The sequence below is a fragment of the Janthinobacterium sp. BJB426 genome, from assembly GCF_002735705.1.
Classification (GTDB): Bacteria; Pseudomonadota; Gammaproteobacteria; order Burkholderiales; family Burkholderiaceae_D; genus Janthinobacterium.
The window spans coordinates 65,155-83,081 of the sequence record NZ_PDZL01000002.1; the positions used below are offsets into that span (position 1 = coordinate 65,155).

The 17,927-nt window shown below is 62.5% G+C and carries 16 protein-coding genes; 9 read left to right on the forward strand and 7 right to left on the reverse strand.

What is annotated here, in order from left to right:
• Positions 1 to 28: 28 nt before the first annotated feature.
• Positions 29 to 199 (reverse strand): hypothetical protein, encoded by a 171-nt coding sequence (locus CSQ93_RS28685; RefSeq protein WP_158301089.1) that lies wholly within the window; start codon positions 197 to 199, stop codon positions 29 to 31.
• Positions 200 to 660: 461 nt separating this feature from the next.
• On the opposite strand from CSQ93_RS28685, the gene CSQ93_RS03370 reads away from it, so the two are divergent.
• From CSQ93_RS03370 to CSQ93_RS03390, 5 genes are all read left to right on the forward strand, one after another.
• Entirely contained in the window at positions 661 to 1,212 is a 552-nt protein-coding gene (locus CSQ93_RS03370) for a DUF4142 domain-containing protein (protein WP_099376754.1), read from the forward strand.
• 103 nt (positions 1,213 to 1,315) lie between these two features.
• On the forward strand, positions 1,316 to 1,702 hold the full coding sequence (locus tag CSQ93_RS03375) for a hypothetical protein (RefSeq protein ID WP_099376755.1): 387 nt from the start codon (positions 1,316 to 1,318) through the stop codon (positions 1,700 to 1,702).
• Positions 1,703 to 1,715: 13 nt separating this feature from the next.
• Positions 1,716 to 2,153, forward strand: coding sequence for a hypothetical protein (locus tag CSQ93_RS03380; RefSeq protein ID WP_099376756.1), 438 nt, complete (start codon positions 1,716 to 1,718; stop codon positions 2,151 to 2,153).
• Positions 2,154 to 2,392: 239 nt separating this feature from the next.
• A complete protein-coding gene (locus CSQ93_RS03385; RefSeq protein WP_324847106.1) occupies positions 2,393 to 2,860 on the forward strand; it encodes a cache domain-containing protein in 468 nt (155 codons plus the stop codon).
• A 60-nt stretch (positions 2,861 to 2,920) separates the two neighbouring features.
• Positions 2,921 to 4,471 carry a methyl-accepting chemotaxis protein gene (locus CSQ93_RS03390; protein WP_233516024.1) on the forward strand — a complete coding sequence of 517 codons (1,551 nt, stop codon included), beginning with the start codon at positions 2,921 to 2,923 and terminating at the stop codon, positions 4,469 to 4,471.
• Here the strand turns inward: CSQ93_RS03390 and CSQ93_RS03395 are convergent.
• Both CSQ93_RS03395 and cadR read right to left on the reverse strand, forming a co-directional pair.
• On the reverse strand, positions 4,468 to 5,550 hold the full coding sequence (locus CSQ93_RS03395; RefSeq protein WP_099376757.1) for a hypothetical protein: 1,083 nt from the start codon (positions 5,548 to 5,550) through the stop codon (positions 4,468 to 4,470). The two genes, CSQ93_RS03390 and CSQ93_RS03395, sit on opposite strands and share 4 nt — an antisense overlap.
• 10 nt (positions 5,551 to 5,560) lie before the next feature.
• Positions 5,561 to 5,992, reverse strand: a complete 432-nt coding sequence (cadR, locus tag CSQ93_RS03400) for a Cd(II)/Pb(II)-responsive transcriptional regulator (protein ID WP_034787498.1) — start codon at positions 5,990 to 5,992, stop codon at positions 5,561 to 5,563.
• 99 nt (positions 5,993 to 6,091) lie between these two features.
• Here cadR and CSQ93_RS03405 point away from each other — a divergent pair, with 99 nt between their 5' ends.
• From CSQ93_RS03405 to CSQ93_RS03415, 3 genes are all read left to right on the forward strand, one after another.
• Positions 6,092 to 8,365 (forward strand): heavy metal translocating P-type ATPase, encoded by a 2,274-nt coding sequence (locus CSQ93_RS03405; protein ID WP_099376758.1) that lies wholly within the window; start codon positions 6,092 to 6,094, stop codon positions 8,363 to 8,365.
• 85 nt (positions 8,366 to 8,450) lie between these two features.
• Positions 8,451 to 9,890, forward strand: coding sequence for an alpha/beta fold hydrolase (locus CSQ93_RS03410; RefSeq protein WP_099376759.1), 1,440 nt, complete (start codon positions 8,451 to 8,453; stop codon positions 9,888 to 9,890).
• A 28-nt stretch (positions 9,891 to 9,918) separates the two neighbouring features.
• Positions 9,919 to 10,962, forward strand: a complete 1,044-nt coding sequence (locus tag CSQ93_RS03415; RefSeq protein ID WP_099376760.1) for an alpha/beta fold hydrolase — start codon at positions 9,919 to 9,921, stop codon at positions 10,960 to 10,962.
• 4 nt (positions 10,963 to 10,966) lie between these two features.
• Here the strand turns inward: CSQ93_RS03415 and CSQ93_RS03420 are convergent, their stop codons facing one another.
• Positions 10,967 to 12,451, reverse strand: coding sequence for an MFS transporter (locus CSQ93_RS03420; RefSeq protein ID WP_322427328.1), 1,485 nt, complete (start codon positions 12,449 to 12,451; stop codon positions 10,967 to 10,969).
• Positions 12,452 to 12,579: 128 nt separating this feature from the next.
• Positions 12,580 to 13,164 carry a GNAT family N-acetyltransferase gene (locus tag CSQ93_RS03425; protein ID WP_158301090.1) on the reverse strand — a complete coding sequence of 195 codons (585 nt, stop codon included), beginning with the start codon at positions 13,162 to 13,164 and terminating at the stop codon, positions 12,580 to 12,582.
• Positions 13,165 to 13,261: 97 nt separating this feature from the next.
• On the opposite strand from CSQ93_RS03425, the gene CSQ93_RS03430 reads away from it, so the two are divergent.
• Entirely contained in the window at positions 13,262 to 14,143 is an 882-nt protein-coding gene (locus tag CSQ93_RS03430; RefSeq protein WP_199534239.1) for a LysR family transcriptional regulator, read from the forward strand.
• Between the two features lie 37 nt (positions 14,144 to 14,180).
• On the opposite strand, the gene CSQ93_RS03435 is transcribed toward CSQ93_RS03430, so the two are convergent.
• Positions 14,181 to 16,316 carry a peptidase domain-containing ABC transporter gene (locus tag CSQ93_RS03435; RefSeq protein WP_099376764.1) on the reverse strand — a complete coding sequence of 712 codons (2,136 nt, stop codon included), beginning with the start codon at positions 16,314 to 16,316 and terminating at the stop codon, positions 14,181 to 14,183.
• Positions 16,317 to 16,358: 42 nt separating this feature from the next.
• Positions 16,359 to 17,666 carry an HlyD family secretion protein gene (locus tag CSQ93_RS03440; protein WP_099376765.1) on the reverse strand — a complete coding sequence of 436 codons (1,308 nt, stop codon included), beginning with the start codon at positions 17,664 to 17,666 and terminating at the stop codon, positions 16,359 to 16,361.
• Positions 17,667 to 17,927: the final 261 nt, after the last annotated feature.

The window sequence follows — 17,927 nt, forward strand, 5'->3', positions numbered from 1 at the left end:
TTGCAGACCGCCTTTTCACGAAACGCTATCAATGGGATTTTTTACGCCGTTGCGCAGACAAGGAAGCGGCAAATGCAATCGCATTAAAAATGATCACACTCGATAGCAGATTCCAGTCATTGAAGCTTGATGGAGACGTCATTGCCCATGCGATCAGGGCACCGCAGGTGCCAAAGGACAGAATTTTTAAGTAACGCATATTATTTTCTGGACATGGGCACACGCGGTGTCGCTATCGCACCCCCGATGGCGCCACCGATGGCACCGACCGCCATGCCGAAAAGGCCACCGGCCGAGCCTGCGATCCCGCCACCGATCATTCCGCCCATCACGGCGTCGTATCGTGGGTCCGTTACAACTTTAGAACGATCAGGCGCCCTGCCGCCCATTCCGCCGGACACAGCTGCTACGTCAAGCTCACTCATCGGTATCATGACTTCCTCCTGGTGGTTACGGGTCAACAATTTAATGCTATGCGTAATGCTTCGTCCTGCATATCAGACTGGTCCTAAATTTGCCGCGGCAGTCATCTGACCGTCGCCAGCGCACAGGATCAGTCCTACGGAGATAGCCGTTCCTGTCCTATGCGTGTGTGCCGTTGGCTGCGATAACATTCGAATCAGCTTGCAAAATTCTGCGCCATACACGAAAGGAGTTCTTATGCCTATCTCCACCACCACTTCCCGCACCCCCTCCCTGAAAAACGTGGCCATCGGCGCCGCCGTGGCGCTGTTGAGCGGTATCGCCATCAACAGCATCGCGGCCGCCGCGCCGGGCGCGTATGACAAGCAATTCCTCAGCAAGGCCGCCGACGCGGGCAGCACGGAAATTGCCGCCAGCAAAGTGGCGCAAGGCAAGAGTAGCAATCCCGAGGTGAAGAAATTCGCCGACGCCATGGTCACCGATCACACGAAAGTGGCAGAGGAACTGAAACAGTTGGTCAGCAGCAAGCAGATCGAGGTCAGCGACCAGCCTGGCGCCAAGCACCAGGCGCAGATCGACAAGCTGGGCCGCCTGGAAGGCCCGGCCTTCGACAAGGAATATGCGGCCAGCATCGGCGTAGCCGCGCACAAGGAAGCCGTGAAATTGTTTACGGATGCCAGCCAGAAAGCCAGCGACCCCGATATCAAGGCTTTTGCCAGGAAGACCTTGCCAGCGTTGCAACATCACCTGGAGATGTCGAACGCCCTGCAGGCGGCATTGGCGAAATAGACAGCCATACGCGGGGAAATACTTGCCGTACGTGCTGTACAGCAAGTATTTCTGCTCTTGACATACAATGCCGCAACTTCGTTTTCGGCCATGCCATGACCTCATGCAGCTACTCAAGAAAACCGGCCTGATCGCCGCCGCCGTCCTGCTCATCTTCCTGCTGGCAGGCTGGCTCTTCATCAAGGTGAGCGCGGCGCGCAATGCCACCGTCTATGCACAGCAGTGGAACGACCAGGGCACATGCGTGATCAAGACCTATGTACCGCATTACGGCAACGGCGTGCCGCAGAACATCGTGCGCGCGCTGAGCACGTCCACCTTCTTCCGCGTGTACCACAAGGATGGCACCTTGCTGGAAAGCACGGAATGGGTGCTGGACATGCATGAAGACGGCATCCTCGACCATGCCCGCTGGGGCGAGAACCAGACCCGCGCCATCTACCCGACCGACCTCGGGGATGAAGGCTGGACCTTGCCTGTATGCGCCTGAACGGGGAACCATCATGCAAGAACTAAAACAAAAGGGCCTGCGCGGCCCCTGGAACGACGCTCTCTACGTTCCCACCTTGTACCATTTCCTCGGCCCCTTCGACGTGTATGACCGCGAAGAAACCCTGGGCGTGGAGCTCGACGCCTGGAACATGAACGATCCAGCCCAGCGCGCGGCCCTGATACGCCGCGACATCACGTCGCAATACAAGGAACTCAGCTACCGCCACCGCCATGCGCTGGTGGCCGTGCTGGCGCAGGCCTTGCAAGACCCTGATTTTGATTTCCAGGCCATCCTCGAGCACGAACCCGAGAGTACCTATGCCCTGCCCGCCTTGTGGGACGAGATGGCTGACCCGCGCGCCTTCTTTGCCGATATTTACCGCCTGGTGCAGCAGGACTGGCGCGAGGACCTGGCGCGCGCGGCGGCGGAAGACCCTGCCAACTGGTAGCGCGGCACCGGCGCCACACTATCGACTCGATAGGCTGCGCCCTCCTTTTCCCTATGAAATATCTATTGCGGCAATGTGCACGCGACGTTGCAAAAACGCCCGTCTGAAAAAATATCTGTTGCACCAGCGCATGTCCACTGGCATCGCGCTACCATGACCCGTCGGCACTTCGATAGGCGCCGCCTTACCGCACCGGTTCCCCCGCCGGATTTCCCTGCCGCAATGTGAAGGAGATTCTCATGCCCAAGTTCGCCCCTGCCATGTGCCTGTCGCTCATGCTTGCCGCCGCTACGCTACCCTGTATCGCCAGCGCTGCCGAAGGCGGCGCCACGCGCGCCGACGCCGAAGCCATGGTCAAGAAAGGCGTGTCCTACATCAAGAGCGCCGGCGACGCCAAGGCGTATGGCGAAATCACGGCCAAGTCGCCGCAATTCATCCTGCATGACCTGTACCTGGTCGTCTACAAGCTCGACGGCACGGTGGCGGCGCATGGCGCCAATCCGAAAATGGTGGGCAAGAACTTGATCGAGCTGAAAGATATCGATGGCAAGGCCTTCGTCAAGGAGCGCGTCGACCTGGCCAAGAGCAAGGGCACCTTCTGGCAGGAATACAAGTTCACGAATCCGGAAACCAAGAAAATCGAGCCGAAAGTGATGTACTGCGAAAAGCTGGCCGAGACCGTCGTCTGCGGCGGCATCTACCTGTAGCCAGCCGCCGCGCCGCCAGCGCCGCGATGGTTTTCCGCTCTCTTGACGATATGGGTTCCGATGAAAATCGCACAGAAGATGTTGATCGTCCCGGTGGTCGCGCTGGCTTGCCTGCTGGCCATGGGGGCCTTGTCCTACTTCGCCATGCAGCAGAACGAGCAGCGCATGCACGAACTGAAGGACGTCACCCTGACGGCCGAACGGCTTGCGAACCAGCAAGCTATTGCCCTGGGCCAGGTGCACGCCGACGTGTATGCGAAGATCGCCATCGCGGCCAGCCTGTCAGACGAACAGTTCAAGCAATTCGGCGCGCAAACGGATGGCCAGCTGAACGCCATCGCGCAAGGCTTGAAGGAATTGCAGAAATTCTCGGGCGCCGCCACGGAAGCGGGCCAGGCGCTGCCCGGTGTCGAGCGCTACCGCGCCAGCGTGGCGCAGGCGCTGGATCTGGCTTCGATGGACCCGAATACGGGCGTGGCCGCGATGCAAAATGCCGCCGGACACTACCAGCAAGTGCGCGGACAGCTGCGCCAGGTGCTGCTCAACCTCGACCACCGTACGGTCGATGCCTTGCAGGATACCAAGTATGCGGGCCAGCGCGCCGGCTGGCTGTCGCTGGGCACCATGGCCATCGGCTTTGCCCTGCTGGCCCTGATCGCCACCTGGGTGGCGCGCTCCGTGGTGCGGCCCATCGATGACGCTTGTCGCGCCGCCGAATCGCTGGCCGCCGGCGACCTGACGACGCGCATCGACGCCCGGGGCGACGATGAGGTGGGCAAGCTGTCGCGGGCGCTGGCCACCGTGCTGAAAAACTGGAACACCTTGTTGGGCGAGATACGCCAGGCGGGCTCCACCATCACGGTGGAAGCGAGTGAAATCGCGCTGGGCAATGCGGACTTGTCGGCCCGCACGGAGTCGCAGGCTCATTCCTTGCAAGAAACGGCAACCTCCATGCATGCCTTGACGGACACCGTGCGCGAAAATGCCAGCCACGCGCACCAGGCCAACCAGATGGTGTTGTCGACGTCGAACGTGGCACTGGAAGGCGGCCGCGTGGTGGGCCAGGTGGTCGAGACGATGGGCTCGATCAAGGCCAGTTCCGGACGCATCGTCGATATCATCGCCGTCATCGACGGCATTGCCTTCCAGACCAATATCCTCGCCTTGAACGCGGCCGTGGAAGCGGCGCGCGCGGGCGAACAGGGACGCGGCTTTGCCGTCGTCGCCACCGAAGTGCGGGGCCTGGCGCAGCGCTCGGCCACGGCGGCGCGCGAAATCAAGCAATTGATCGAGGACTCCGTGGCCCGCATAGAAACGGGCAGCGAGCTGGCCGACAGCGCCGGGCGCACCATGGGAGATATTGTCGCCTCCGTCCAGCAAGTGACGGAAATCATGAACGACATCACGGCGGCCAGCCAGCGCCAGAGCAAGGGCATCGAGGAAGTCAACAATGCCATCACGGAAATGGACGAATTGACCCAGCGCAATGCCGCCCTCGTCGAACAATCGGCCGCCGCCGCGCAAAGCATGCAGGACCAGGCGCATGATCTATTGCGCGTGGTGGACGCCTTCCGCCTGGGTGATGGCGGCCCGCCCTTGCTGCCGCGCTAGTGACGTTGCGGCAATGCGGCCCTGGCGCACGCCAGCATGTTGCCGCCTGCCGCGGCCAGCGCGGGATCCGGGTCCGCCTGCAAGACCTTGCCCCGGCTGTTCTGATCCTCGTAACTGCCCAGCATGGCCGCATACAGCGAGGCCTGGTCCTGCTTGCGCCAGGTGGCGCTGGGCATATTGCCGGGAGTGACAGGTATGCCGGCGCTGAAGTAGCCATACAATCCGCCGATTTGTTTCTTGTGCAGCCATTCCATCAATTGCACGATGCGGTACTGTTCCAGCAGGCTCAATTCGCTGACATTGACGCTGGACAAGGTGTAATACAGTTCCAATCGGGCCATCCAGTTGCCCTTTTCGCCGGCCGCCACCAGCGCATCCCAGGCGGGACCGGTACGCACCTTGCGCACGGCGCGCGGTGCGCCTATCCAGGCGTCGATAGCGGCCTGGTCCGGCACGGGACCGTAGTAGTCGGGCGCGCGGCAGACGAACTGGCGCGCGTCGGGACCGCCATCCTTGAGCGCGTCGCCAATCTGTTTGGCCACCTTGTCGCCGATGCGCAGCAGGCGCGTGCCATAGCTCTCTATTGTCCAGCTCGAAGGCAAGCGCCCCAGCCAGGCCAGCGCATCGTCGTTGGCCTGGGCCTCCACCGCGTAGGCGGCGATCCTGGCCTGCATCTTGGCTTCCTTCTGCTGCTCAGCCAGCTTGAGCGCATCCTGCTCTTCATCATGGCGGCTCGTGGTTTTGGCCAGTTGCATGCATTGCTGGAAGGCGTCAGGAGCGCCCAGCCAGCATTGCGCGGGGACCTTCAGCTGCCAGCGCATGCTGACGGTTTTCAGGATGTAGTTTTCTTCACCCGCCTCCGCCTTGACATAGGCGCGGCCGTCCGCCTTCGTCACGCCTTTGCTCAGCTGCTTGCCGCCAACCGTGCTCCAGGTGTACGGGTCATCGTCTTGCGGCACGCCGGGTGCGGCGTACAAGGTCAGGTAGTGGCCGGCTGCGGCAGGCGCATCGGCAGCATGGCAGAGTGGCGACAGCAGGGATAAGGTGAGTAAAGTTTTTTTAGGCAACAGTTTCAGCATGTAGCAATCGTCAATGAAGTTCGGTATGGCAGGCGCAGTCGTGGCCGCTGGCCGCCTCGGACAGGTTTTGTAAAATCGCGCAGTCTTGCGACGGCTGCGGCTGGTCGCACTGGTGGCGCAGGGTCACCAGTTGCTGCTGCAGGGTTTGCAAATTCGCCATCTGCTCGGCAATGCGCAAGATATGGTGGTCGAGCAATTCATTGACGCTCTGGCAACCTTCGGCCGGGTTGTTCTTAAATTCCAGCAAGGCGCGGATATCCGTCAAGCCGATCTGCAGCGACCGGCAATGGCGGATGAATTGCAGCCGTTCCTGGTGTTCTTCGCGGTACTCGCGGTAGCCGGCGCTATTGCGGCCCGGTTCCTGCAGCAAGCCCGCCTTTTCATAGTAACGCACGGTTTCCACGTCACAATCTGTCCGTTTGGCCAGTTCTCCGATACGCATGGCATCCCCTTTTCATTCTTTCATGCAAATTCCGCTTGACCCTGTAGCGGCTACAGGGTTTCTAATGGAAGCATACACGAAACCGGAAGGACGAATGCGATGCCGCACGATAGCCACGATCATACCCACGAGCACGACCACAAGCATGAGCATGCCCCCAAGGCGGCCAGCTGCTGTTCCAGCCAGCACGCGTGCTCGTCCACGCCTGCCGCCCCATCCGGCCCAGCCTTGCCCAGCGCTGCCATCGCCGGCGCCAACACGGCCAAATACCGCATCGCCAACATGGATTGCCCCACGGAAGAACGCTTGATCCGCAACAAGCTGGCCACGATGGCTGGCGTCGTGGGCCTCGATTTCAACCTGATGAACCGCGTACTCGACGTGCACCACACCCTACCTACACTGGCCACGGTGGAAGCGGCGCTGCACGGCATCGGCATGCAGGCGATTCCCATGGAGGCGGACGCCGTCGTCGCGCGCGACCCGAACGAAGGCAGCCTGTCCGGCATGCAAAAAGGCTTGCTGGTGGTTTCCGGCCTGGCTGCGGCCGGCGCTGAGGCGCTGGCGTGGACCACGCATGAAGACAGTTCCCCTCTCGTCATCGCGCTGGCCCTGCTGTCGATCGCCACGGGCGGCTGGCCAACCCTGAAAAAGGGCTGGATTGCCCTGAAAACGTTCACCCTGAACATCAATTTCCTGATGAGCCTGGCTGTGTTTGGCGCCATCGCCATCGGCCAGTGGCCGGAAGCGGCCATGGTCATCTTCCTGTTCGCCATTGCCGAACTGATCGAAGGCTTGTCGCTGAACCGGGCGCGCAACGCCGTGCACAGCCTGATGCAACTGGCGCCCGACACGGCGACAGTGGCCGACGCCAGCGGCGCCTGGCAGCAAGTCTCCGTCGCCACGGTAGCCATCGGTACCCTGATGCGCGTCAAGCCGGGCGAGCGCATCGCCCTCGACGGCATCGTGCAAAGCGGCGAATCGTCCGTCAACCAGGCGCCGATCACCGGTGAAAGCATGCCGGTGGACAAGGCCGTGGGCGACGTCGTGTACGCGGGCACCATCAATGAACGGGGCTTGCTCGACGTCACCGTCACGGCCAACAGCGGCAACAGCACCCTGGCGAAGATCGTCAAGGTGATCGAGGAAACCCAGGGCAAGCAGGCGCCCACGCAGCGCTTTGTCGACAATTTCGCCCGCTACTACACGCCCGCCGTCGTCGTCTTCGCCATCCTCGTGGCCGTGCTGCCGCCCCTGCTGCTGGGCCAGCCATTCATGGCCTGGATCTACAAGGCCTTGGTGATGCTGGTCATCGCCTGCCCGTGCGCGCTCGTCATTTCCACCCCGGTCACCGTCGTCAGCGGCCTGACGGCGGCGGCGCGGCGCGGCATCCTGGTGAAAGGCGGGCAATTCCTGGAAACGGGTTACCGCATCAAGGCCATCGCCGTCGACAAGACGGGCACCTTGACCATGGGCAAACCGGCCGTGACGGACGTGGTGGCCATGGACGGCAGCAACCGCGATACCATCCTGCTGCTGGCCGCCAGCCTGGACGCGAACTCCGCCCACCCCCTGGCCGCCGCCATCGTGAAGGCCGGTCCGCCCGCTGGCAGCCACTTGCCCGTGACCCAGTTTGCCGCCCTGCATGGCCGCGGCGTGCAAGGCACGATCTCCGGCCAGACCTATTATCTGGGCAATGCGCGCCTGATGACGGAATTGAATGTCTTGACGCCGGCATTGCAAGCCGTCCTGGCGCGGCTGGAACAGCAAGCCTACACGGCCATGGTGCTGGCCACCTCGGCCGGTGCGCTGGGCGTGATCGCCGTGGCCGACGTGCTGCGCCCGACGGCGGCGTCCGCCATCGCCAGATTGAATGCGCTGGGCGTCACCACCGTGATGCTGACGGGCGACAATCTGCTGACGGCGCAGCGCATCGGTGCCGAAGTGGGCGTCAGCCTGGTCAAGGCGGAACTGCTGCCGGAAAACAAGCTCGATGAAATCAAGGCCTTGCAGCAGCAATTCGGCGTGGTCGCAATGCTGGGCGACGGCGTCAACGACGCCCCGGCCCTGGCGCAGGCGGAAATCGGCTTTGCCATGGGCGCGGCCGGCAGCGACACGGCCATTGAGACGGCGGACGTGGCCCTGATGGACGATGAACTGGGAAAATTGCCCGAATTCATCAGCCTGAGCCAGCGCACGCGCAGCATCCTCGTGCAAAACATCAGCTTTGCCATCGGCATCAAGGCCGTGTTCTTCGGCCTGGCGCTGGCCGGCACGGCGACCTTGTGGATGGCCGTGTTCGCGGACGTGGGCGCCAGCCTGCTGGTGGTGGCGAACGGTCTCCGCTTGCTGCGTGGCAGCAAAAGCAACTAAATCCTGTCAGAAATATTTCAATCTGGACAATTGCTGTAAAAAACGCTACTTTGGCGGCTGATCTCCATCTCTGCCAAAGTAGCCGATGACCTTTCTGCCCCGCCTGACCCTGCTGGCCACTCTGATGGTTGGCACCTCCCTGCATGCCGAGCCGATGTTCTTCACGCCCTGTTCCGATACGGCCGCCCCCGGCAGCCTGTGTTCGGGCTTGAACGTGCCTGGCAGCTACGACGCCCAGGGCCGCGGCATCGGTGATCCGGACGCCATGCACGTTTTCGTGCGCAAGTTTGCGGCCGATGTGCCTGCCGGCAAGCCCGCCAAGGGCACCCTGTGGCTGGTGGCGGGCGGTCCCGGCGAATCGGGCGCTTCGTTCTACAACTTGCTGCCCACCTTGCGCCGCAGCTTTCCCGGCTTTGAATTCCTGATCCCCGACCACCGCGGCGCGGGCAATTCTTCGCGCCTGTGCAAGGTGGAAGAATCCAGAGAAAGTCCCGGCGGGCGCGCCCTGTCCGGTGCGGAATGGGGCAGCTGCTTTGCCGGCATCAACTTGATGCCGGAATACGCGGCGCAGTTTTCCATCACCATGGCCGCGCGCGATCTGAAGGCCCTGATCGAAGGCGAACGGGGTAGCAGGAAACCGCCTGTGTATGTCTATGGCGTGTCCTACGGTACGCAGCTGGTCTTGCGCACCTTGCAGCTGGGGCCGCTGCCCGTCAAGGGCGTCATCCTCGACTCCTTGGTGCCGCCGCAAACGGATGTGCACCGGGACTTGAGCCAGCGTTCGCACGTGGTCAACACGGTCGGCATGCAGGTGCTGGCCGAATGCGACGCGGATGCCGCTTGCCATGCGGCATTGGGCGAGCCGGCCGCAAGCCTGTACCGCCGCGTGCTGGACAAGGCGCAAGCCGATCCCGCCCTGCTGGCGAAGATCCCCGGCAAGAACCTGAAAAACTTCCTGGGCGGCATGCTCGACGTGCCGTCCGCCCGCGTCCGCATTCCGTATCTGCTGCGCGAGCTGGACCAGGGGGGCGAGGCGGAACTGACGGCCGTGCGCGCCACCTTGACGCAGGCGGCGGCCAGCCTGGGCAGCTATTCCCAGTCGCCGCTGTCGATTCCGCTGGTCAGCATCATCAGCAATTCGGAAAACAATCTGCAGCCATCGTTGCGCCCCGGCTGGACGGCCGCCGACATCGACCGCGACGAGGAGAATTTGCTGTTTACCAGTCCCCTGCCCCGTATCCTGCTTGGCGGCGGCTTGCCGACCTACCCACGCGACGCCTATTTCGGCACCTTGCCGGCGAAAATGCCGCCAACGTTGGTGCTGCAGGGAACCTTGGACCCGAAGACGCCGTATGCGGGCGCGCAGGCGCAAGTGCAGGCTTTAACGCAGAGCAAGGCCGGCAAGGTGGTCCTGTCTACCGTGCACAAGGCCCCGCATTTCCTGTTGTGGACGGCGCCCGCCTGTTTTGAACAGGCCAGCACCCGCTTCATTGCCGGCAAGGCGGCGCAGGATTGCACGCTGTAGTTTCCCCCACTATATAGAAGAGGACAATATGCGCATCACAGGCCTGGCATTGCTGCTCTTAACTTGTTTCAACACGGCGCAAGCGGCTCCCGTACCTGCGTGTGCCTCGCCCACGCAAGCCGTGCGCGAACAAGGCTATGTGCCCATCAACGGCATCGAGCAATGGATCACGGTCACGGGCGCCGCCTGCGGCAATCCCGTGATCCTGTTCATCCATGGCGGCCCCGGCAATGCGCTGAGTCCCTACGCGGATGCCATCTACGCCGGCTGGGAACGCCACTACACCCTGGTGCAGTGGGACCAGCGCGGCGCCGGCATGACGTATGCGAAACAGCAGCCAACAGAAGACGTACCCTTGACTGTAGAGCAGATGCGTGACGACGGCATCGCCGTGGCGCGCTATATCGAACAGCATCTGGGCCAGCAGAAAGTCATTTTGATGGGCAGTTCCTGGGGATCGATCCTGGGCGTGCACATGGCCAAGGCGCGCCCCGACCTGTTCCACGCGTATATCGGCACGGCGCAGGTGGTCAATGCGCGGGCCAACGAGAGCGGCATGTACCGGGAAGTGCTTGCGCTGGCGCAGGCGGCTGGCGATACCACTACGGTGGACAAGCTGACGGCGCTCGGTGCGCCGCCATGGACGGACCCGCGCAACTTCGGCATCTTGCGCCGCTTCGACCGCAAATATGAAGGATTGGCAACGGATGCGCCACCGAAACACTGGTGGCAGCCGGCGCCGTTCTACGCCACGCCGCAAGCCCTGGCGGATGCCGAGGCGGCCGATGACTACTCGTACATCCAGTTCATCGGCCTGCGCGGCGACGGCATGTTTGCCAAGGTCGACCTGCCTGCGCTGGGCACGCGCTTTGACTTGCCCGTGTTTTTCATCATGGGCGAAGCGGACTTGCTGACCTCGCCCATCATCGCGCGCACCTACTTTGACAGCATCACCGCGCCGGCCAAGGATTTTAACGTGGTGAAACGGGCCGGGCACGACCCCAACCAGGCTGTGCACGACGCCCAATGGACCGTCTTGCGAGACAAGGTGGCGCCGCTGCTGAAGCGCTGATCCATTAGATCGAGATCGCCCGGCGCGCCCGCAGATGCAGGTGGCGGATGGTGGCCGCGGCCGCCATCAGGATGGCGGAAGCCGTTGCCAGCACGACAATAAACGCCTTGTCGAAGGCCGAGCGGGCCAGTTCCGACACTTGCAAGCCCAGTTCGGCCGGCAATTGCTCGGCGGCCAGCAGCGCCGCATCGAGGGTGTCATGGGCATTCGGCAGCAGACCCGCGCTTTCCGGGATCACCAGGGTGGCGCTGTAGACGGCCGACAAAATCGTGCCCAGCACCGTCACGCCGATCACGGCACCCAGTTCATACGACACTTCCTCGATCGAGGCGGCCATGCCGGCTTGCTGGGGAGCCACGTTCAGCATCACGGCGCTCGATGCGGCCGTCATGACGGCGCCCAGGCCCAGGCCAAGGATTACCAGGCTGGCCACTTGGGCCGAGACGGCGGCGTCATGCAGCACCAGATACGCTGCCATGCCGATGCCGGACAGCAGCAGCGAACCCCACAGTACCTTGGCCTTGTCGGCGCGCGGCAGCATGAAACCCGTCAGCGGCCCCGCAAACACGGACGCCAGCGGTAGCGGCAACAGAAGCAGACCCGCTTCCAGCGGCGACAGTTCCCGCACCAGCTGCATGTGCTGGCTCAGCGCCAGTTCCATGCCGATCAGGGCGGCGGACGCCACCATGGCGGCGGCCACGGCGCTGGAAAACGGCAGTTCGCGGAACAGGGCGAAGTCGATCAGCGGCTTGGCTTGCCGCTTCTGGCGGCGCACGAATTTGAGCATGAAGAAGGCGCCCACGGCGAACGAAGCGGCGGCCAGCGCATACGACGGCTGCGACTTGCCCAGCTCCTTGATCGCATACACGCCACCAAGCAGACCCATCATGATTTGCAGGGAACCCTTCAAGTCCCACGGTTTGTCACGGTTACCGGCCCGTTTCGGCAGGACGACGGCGGCCAGCACCAGGGTCAGCAGCACGATGGGCACGTTGATCAGGAAGACGGAACCCCACCAGTAATGTTCCATCAGGAAACCACCGAGCACGGGGCCGAACGCGGCGCCGCCCGAGGCGATCGCCGCCCACACGCCGATGGCGAACGAGCGCTCGCGGTTGTCCGTAAAGGTCAGGCGGATGATGGACAAGGTGGCCGGCATCATCAAGGCGGCGCCGATGGCAAGCAGCACGCGGGCAAAGATCAGCCATTCCGGCGCGGGCGAAAACGCGGCGCACAGCGAGGCGATGCCGAACACGGCCAGGCCAGCGAGGAAAACGGGTTTGTGGCTCAGACGGTCACCGAGGGTGCCGAGGCCGGGCAGCAAGCCGGAGACGACCAGCGCGTATACGTTGATGATCCACAGTTTTTGCGAGGAAGTGGCCTGCAAGTCGCGCGTCAGCGCGGGCAAGGCGGTGTAGAGCACGGTCATGTCGACCACGATCAGGAACAAGGCGCTGGAGACGATGGCCAGCGTCAGCCATTTTTTCATTGGATGCATAAACAACTCATGGGTTTTAGTGTGACTTTTAACAACTATCGGTTTGGATGAATTTGGTGCTGCGCAAATATTTACGTTCCAGGCTGCCACGGGCCTGGGCTGGTCGGGGGCGGCGGGCGTCAGCCACGGTCGCCATCCTTGTCATCCACGGCGGCCGTCACTTCCGGCACGTCGAGTTCACGCAGCATGACGACGGAGACTTGCTTGAAGCCGCGGCCCTGGAAGAATTGTTGCGCCGTCAGGTTATGCGCGCCGCATTCGAGGAACAAACGGGCGATGCCGTGGCTGTGCAGCTCGTCGGCCACCCATTCCACCAGCTGGCTGCCGATGCCGCTGCCGCGCACGGAAGGCAGCAAGACCAGATCGTCCAGCGCGGCGAACGATTTCGAAGCACGCTGGCGCGTGTCGATGGAAACCAAGGCCATGCCGACGATGGCATCATCCTGCGTGGCAACGGCCAGCAGGGTTGAATCGCCATGTGCCCAGTCATGCGACAGGGCGGCGCGGATTTCGCCACGGATGATCTCAGGCAAGTCCGCGCGCCAGTTGCCGGGCGCATCGGCGCGCTCGCCCTGCAGCTCCGAATGGGAGATATAGTCGGCGCTGACGTTATCAAGATATAACTTGCACAATGTATCTTCGGCAGTGGCGTCGTGACACCAGCTGAAGCTGATGGCGGGTGAATTGGCCTGGGCGTTTTTCATGGCGGATCTCGTGTTGTTGAAAATGTAAAGGCATTTTATGTCGCCCCTGAATGGCATTCAAGTTAAAATCCATCTGTAAAACAGATAGGTGGATGCCATGCAATGGACTTTGGAACAAATGCGCTACTTTGAAGCGGCTGTCGCGGCCGGCTCTTTCTCGGGCGCGGCGCGCCGGCTGGGCCGCGCGCAATCGGTGGTCAGCACCTCGATTGGTTTATTGGAAGCGGAATTCGGCGTGGAACTGTTCGACCGCTCGCGCCGCAGCGCCGTGCTGACGGAAGCGGGCAAGGTGATGCACCTGGAAGCGTGCGAACTGCTGCGCCAGGCCGAGCGATTGCAGCTGCGCGCCCAACTGCTGAGCGAGGCGCCCGAAGCCCGGCTGACCCTGGCGCTGGACGAAGCCCTGCCCTACCTGGCCATCGGCACCTTGGTGAAAGAACTGGCGGCGCGCTATCCGGCGCTGGAACTCGTGATGCTCAACGCCACGGCGTCGGAAGTGGCGCAATACGTGGAGCAGCAGCAAGCCGACGTGGCCTTCCACTTCGACCGCGGCCCCATCTCGCCCATACTGGAACAGCAGCACATCGGCAGCGTGGCGCAAGGTGTGTTCGTGGCAAAAGGCCATGCCATGGCGCACGGCCAGGAAGTGAGCCGCAACGAGCTGACCCGCTACCGCCAGCTGATCATGGATTCCGAGCTGAACCGCGAACATGCCTTCAGCCCCGCCGTCTGGTTTTCCGACAGTTTTTACAGTATTGCCGAGATGGTCGCGGACGAGCTGGGCTGGGCCATCCTGCCCCTGAACATCGCCAACTACGACAATTACAAGGGTTACCTGCAGGAAGTGCCCTGCCCTGCGCTGGCCTTGTCACGCCTGCCTGTGCGCAGACTATCGATACATGGCAAAAAGCTCAGCGAGACCAGTTTGTGGCTGACGACGAGGCTGGCGGAGTTGCTGCTGGATGGACCGCGGGGGTGATGGTCGCTGCGATGTAGTGGACTTGTTGCTCAGACTTTCATGAGGCATCCGGTGGTTCTTGCATGACATCCACAACGATTGTCCCTTGCTGTAGCACCACCACCCTTTGCGCCATGGCGATGGTTTCCGGGCGGTGCGCAACGATCACGCGTGTGAGCTGGATTTTCCGGATCGCGGCGTTGACGGCTTGCTCGTTGTGCATATCGAGGTGGCTGGTCGCTTCGTCGAGCACCAGCAGTTTCGGGTTTTTATACAGGGCGCGCGCCAGCAGGATGCGCTGTTTCTGACCGCCCGACAGGCCGCTGCCGATGTCGCCCACCAGGGTATTGAAGCCCATCGGCATGGCGGTGATTTCCCCATGCACAGCGGCCAGGTGCGCGCAGGCTTGCACTTGCCGGTCATTCGGAGACGGGGCAAAGAAGCTGATGTTATCGGCGATCGAGCCGGCAAACAAGGTGTCTTCCTGCATGACTGTGCCCAGCAATTGACGGTAATTCGTCAAGCCCAGGCTGCCCAGCTGGATGCCGCCGATGAGGATATCGCCTTGCGTCGGCTGCAACAAGCCCAGCAACAGCTTGAGCAAGGTTGTCTTGCCGCCGCCGGACGGGCCGGTGACGGCGATGCACTGGCCGGCGGGAATGTGCAGATTGAAGCCGCTCAATACATCCGGCTCACCATCGGCATAGCGGAACGTCAGGTTGCGGATCTCGATCGACGGCGAGATATCGTCCATGTCCACCTCGACATCGTTGCCGTCTTCTTCCGCGTCCGTCAGGACGATGTCGGCCACCCGTTCGCCATGCAGGCGCAGCATGCGCAGCTCGAACAATTTGTCGACGAGGCTGGCCATGCGCTGGCTGAACTGGTCCTTGTAGCTGATGAAGGCGAACAGCATGCCCACTGAAAAGCGGTTGTCCAGCACGGCCAGCGCCGCCATCCAGATGACGATCACCCGCTCGGCGTTGAACAGCAACGTATTGGCCGTCTGGTAAGACACGGACAGCTTGGCGATGCGCAGGTCGGCATTGAACTGGTCGGCCAGCGCGTTGGTCCAGCTGGCGCGGCGTTCCGCGGCGCGGCCGAACAGGCGGATGCTCTGGATGCCGCGCACGGATTCCAGGAAATGCGTCTGTTGCCGGGCCGCGTGGATGATCTGTTCGGCCGTCGCTTCGCGCATGGCCTTGAACAGGCCCCAGCGCAGCAACACATACAGCAGCACGGCGATGCAGGCCACGCCCGCCAGCAGCGGGCTGTAGACCAGCATCATGCCCAGGGTGGCGAGCACCAGCACGCCATCGATGGCGCCTTCGACGAATTGCGTCGTCAGGCTATGTTGCATGGTCTGGATCGAATTGAAGCGCGAGACGATGTCGCCCGTGTGGCGCTTTTCGAAGTACGGCAGCGGCAGCTTTAATAGATGGGCAAAGGCATTGCCCAGCCATTGTAAGTTCAGATTGGTGGCCAGCACCGTGGCGATCCAAGAACGCACGGCGCCGATGGCCGTCTGCACCAGCACCAGCAGCAAGAAGCCGCAGCCAAGCACGGTGATCAGGTCGCGGTCGGCGGCCAGCAGCGCCTCGTCGACCAGCCACTGCATGTAGAACGGCGCCACCAGCGCGCACACCTGCAAGGCCAGGCCCAGCACCAGCAATTGCAGCAAGCCGCGCTTCAGGCCCACCACGCGCCCCATCAGCGACAGCAGGGAGAACTGCTGTTTTTCCTCGGCCTTCTTGAATTCGGCGGTGGGCGTCAGTTCCAGCGCCACGCCCGTAAAATGTTTCGCCACTTCCGCCAGCGGCAGGCGGCGCTCGCCCACGGCCGGGTCGTGGATCACCATATGGCTGCCGGAGACGGACTTGAGCACGACAAAATGGTTCAAATCCCAATGCAGGATGGCGGGCAGCTTCAGCTCAGGCAAATGCTGCATGTCGAGTTTCAAGGGCCGCGTATGCAGGGCCAGCCCCTGCGCCATCGCCATCAACCCTTTTAACGTGACGCCCTTGAGGGAGACGGAAAAACGCCGGCGCATGCTGGAAATATCGGTCTGGTGGCCCCAGTAGCTGGCCACCATCGATAGACAGGCCAGGCCGCATTCGGCCGCTTCCGTTTGCAGCAAGACGGGCAGGCGCTGGCTGCGCCAGAAGGACAGGTGGGCGAGATCAGGGAGGTGCATGAAGCGCAGACGTAAAGTATTGTGGAAAATCAATATGGGGGCTTACAGCCGCCCGGAAATGCTGAACAGGGGTTCCAGCACCCATTCATACAGGCGCCGCTGTTCCAGCAGCACGCTGGCGTCGACCAGCATGCCCGACTTCAGGGGCAGGGTTTCGCCATACGCCTGCACGCTCTGGCGCTGCAAGCTCAAACGGATGCGGTACAAGGGTTCGCCATTCGTGCCGCTGACGGCGCCCGGCACCGCCAGCTCTTCGGGCCGCAGCGAGGTGCTGGCCACTTCGCGCACCAGCGCCGGATACTGGCCGAATTTCTGGTACGGATAGGCCTGGTAGCGCAGCAGCACCGTCATGCCCGGCTTGATGAAGCCGACCGAGCGCGACGGCGCGTAGATTTCCGCTTCCAGCTGGGCGCCTTGCGGCAATACGGAGGCAAGCACGCTGTTGGCCGCCACGGTCTGCCCCAGTTCGGTGGTGATGGCCGTGACCATGCCATCCTGCGCCGCGCGCACGAGGATTTCGCGACGCGCCTCGTTTTCCGTCAGGTCTTGCTCGATGGCGGACACATTGCGCTGCAAACCTTCCGTGTCGCGCTGCGCCTGCACCTGCAAGTCGCGCACGTCCGCTTGCGTGGTGGCCAAGTCGCGACCGCTGGCCGACTTGATGCGCTGCAATTCCGCCAGGCGCTGGTGCTGGTCCAGCAGCTCGGCCTGTTTATCCTGCAGTTGCGCGGACGAAATGTAATGGGTGGCGTGCAGATCGCTGTAGCGCTGGTAGGATTGTTCCGCCAGGGTAATGCGGCGCTGCTGCAGCGCGATCTGGCCATCCATGCGGGCGATCTCCGCCGCCAGGTCGCTGGCACGGCGCTGTCCCGCCGCCATGCGCTGGCGCGATTGCAGGCGCGACTGCTGCAATTCCGCGTCATAGCTGTCGCGCCGGCTTTTCAACAGGCTTGATACGACCTGCTGGGGCGCCCCCGCATTGGTGCTGCTGCGCTCGCCCGACAGCACGAACAGCACCTCACCCGCGCGCACGGCCTGCCCTTCCTTGACGCGCACCCCGGCAATGACGCCCGCCTGGCCCGGCATGACGCGGATCACGCCGCTGGTCGGCAACAGCACACCTTGCGACTGCGCCTTGCGGGTGGTGCTGAAGAATATGAAGAATGCCACGATGGCCAGCGCGATGGCGAGGAACAGCCAGGTCAGGAACAGATGGCTGACGGGCCGCGCCAGCAGCACCGTGCCGTATTGCTTGTTGCCCAGATGCTCGATTGCTTGCTGGCGGAACAGGGGCTTAATTGTGTGGGCGGATGCCGCAACAGTAGCTGAAGAGATTAACTGGTCATTCAAAATAATGAACTTTTCAATGGCATGGTTGAGTGCTTCAATGGCCGTATCAGCGAGATTGTCAATCAGACCCGTTTCGGCTCTAAGTAATCCTCAGGAAATTATTGTGAAATTATGACGAACAGAACCAGATGCTATGCAAGGCGCCCGCTGCGACGCAGTGCGAGCACTGCTAGCAGCGGGCAACGCCGCAGAGCGCCGGTTATGGAAGTCAGAAATCACAATAATTTAGTGGGGGTTACTTAGGGGCGAACTGGAATCGAC